Origin of the sequence: Salipiger sp. HF18 (assembly GCF_011806505.1) — a bacterium.
In the GTDB taxonomy this organism is placed as follows: Bacteria; Pseudomonadota; Alphaproteobacteria; order Rhodobacterales; family Rhodobacteraceae; genus Salipiger; species Salipiger thiooxidans.
Map to the genome: position 1 here is coordinate 1 of NZ_JAATOS010000633.1, position 1,980 is coordinate 1,980.

3 protein-coding genes are annotated in these 1,980 nt (G+C 70.7%); 1 reads left to right on the plus strand and 2 read right to left on the minus strand.

Features of this window, described 5'->3' with window-relative positions:
• Positions 1 to 500, plus strand: a 500-nt coding sequence (locus tag HC022_RS25160; RefSeq protein WP_167454210.1) for an invasion associated locus B family protein, incomplete at its 5' end; no start/stop codon positions are given.
• A gap of 92 nt (positions 501 to 592) precedes the next feature.
• Here HC022_RS25160 and lpxB read toward each other — a convergent pair.
• Both lpxB and lpxI read right to left on the minus strand, forming a co-directional pair.
• Positions 593 to 1,750: a lipid-A-disaccharide synthase gene (gene lpxB / locus HC022_RS25165; protein WP_167454211.1), complete on the minus strand. Its 1,158-nt coding sequence runs from the start codon at positions 1,748 to 1,750 to the stop codon at positions 593 to 595.
• On the minus strand, positions 1,750 to 1,980 hold a 231-nt coding region (gene lpxI, locus HC022_RS25170), incomplete at its 5' end, for a UDP-2,3-diacylglucosamine diphosphatase LpxI (protein ID WP_167454212.1). The genes lpxB and lpxI, both read right to left, overlap by 1 nt.

The following is a 1,980-nucleotide window of genomic DNA, read 5'->3' on the forward strand; positions in this document are numbered from 1 at the left end:
GCGAGACCGATGGCGGCGTGCCGGGCGCAAACGGCCAGCAGCCCGAGACCTACATCGCCGCGACCCACGGCGACTGGCAGCTCCAGTGCCTGCGCGTGCCCGAGGGCACCGACGCCGAAGATCCCTGCCAGATGTATCAGCTGCTCAAGGACCAGAACGGCGGCAACGTCGCCGAGGTGAGCATGTTCCGCCTGTCGAACGGCGGTCAGGTCGCGGCCGGCGGCACCTTCATCGTGCCGCTCGAGACCCTGCTGACCCAGAAGGTGACGATCTCGGTCGATGGCGGTCAGGCCAAGCGCTACGATTTCTCGTTCTGCACGCAGGTCGGTTGCTACGCCCGTGTCGGCTTTACCGCCGATGACGTCGCCCGCTTCAAGGGGGGCAAGTCGGCGAAGGTGACCATCGTTCCGGCGCTGGCGCCCGATCAGGAGGTCGAACTCGACATGTCGCTGTCCGGCTTCACCGCCGCCTATGACGCGAGCTCGGCCCTGCGCCAGTAATCGCGGTCACGCGTTCGATACCAAAGACGTGAAACCGCCGCGGGGAGAGATCCGCGCGGCGGTTTTGCGTTTCAGCCTTTTCGGCGCCGTTTTCAGCTCTGTCCCAGCCCTTCGAGCACCGCCTGTGCGGCGCGGTCGCCGGGGTGCGGTCCGTCGCGGCCCAGACGCTCCATGGTCAGCGCCATGGCCTCGGACTGTGCCTCGGGTGCCTCGAGCACCTGCAGCAGCGCCTCGGCGATCGGTTCGGGGCGACAGTCCTTGCCGATGAACTCGGGGATGGTGCGGGTCTCGGAGACCAGGTTCACGAGATTGACCGTATCGACCAGCAACAGCCGTCCGATGATCTGCCGCGACAGCCAGCCCATGTCGTAGCCGATGACCATGGGCGTCGCGGCGGCGGCGAGCTCGAGCGCTACGGTGCCCGAGGCGGCCAGCGCCACGTCGGCAGCCCCGAAGGCGGCGCGCTTCTCGGCGGCGGCCTCCTCGCCCAGCCTGCGCGGGTCGAGCACCAGCGGGTCGCCCGGCCAGTCGGCGCAGAGCTCTTCCACCAGCGGCGCAACCGGGGTCGCGGCGGGGATCACCAGCTGAAGCTCGGGGCGCGCGGCATGCACACGCTCCGCCACCTCGCGGAACACCGGGCCCAGCCGGCTGATCTCTGAGCGGCGCGAGCCCGGGAGCACCAGCGCCATGGGCGCGTCGCCGATGCCGTGGCGGGCGCGGAAGGCGGCCTGCTCGTCGGGCGACGCCTGCGGCTCGGTCACCACCGGGTGGCCGACGAAATCGCAGCGCATCCCGACGGCTTCCATGTAGGGCGGCTCGAAGGGCAGCAGCGCCAGCACCTGGTCGACGTGGGCGGCCATCTTGGCGGCGCGGCCCGGGCGCCAGGCCCAGACCGTGGGCGCCACGTAATGCACCACGCGGATATCGGAGGCCGCCTTGACCTGCTTGGCCACGCGCAGCGAAAACTCGGGCAGGTCGACCGTCACCAGCGCATCGGGACGGGCGGCAACCACCGCCTCGGAGGTCTCGCGGATGCGCGCCTTCAGCGCCCCGTACTGGCGCAGGATCTCGGTGATGCCCATGACCGAGATCTCGTCCATGGGAAACAGGCTCTCGAGCCCCTCCGCGATCATGCGTTCGCCGCCGATGCCGGTGAAGCGGACGTCGGGCACGCGCCGGCGCAGGCCCTGCATCAGCGCCGCCCCCAGCTTGTCGCCCGAAGGCTCACCCGCGGTGATGAAGATGTGCATCAGGGGCGCTCCCGGACCCAGAGGAAGAGCCCGGCCTCGTCGAGCAGCGACAGCACCTCGTCGCGGTCCAGAACCATGACGCCGCCCGCCGAGACGACGATGCCCGCGAGCCCGGCGCGAATGGCGCCGCGGGCGGTGCGGGGCCCGATCACCGGCAGGTCGACGCGGGTGTCCTGCCCGGGCTTCTCGGCCTTGTAGAGCACCCCGCCCTCGGCGCCGGTGAGGGCGTC

Coding starts and splice junctions, on each gene's coding strand:
- lpxB (WP_167454211.1), bottom strand. CDS start 1,750: ATGCACATCTTCATCACCGCGGGTGAGCCTTCGGGCGACAAGCTGGGG.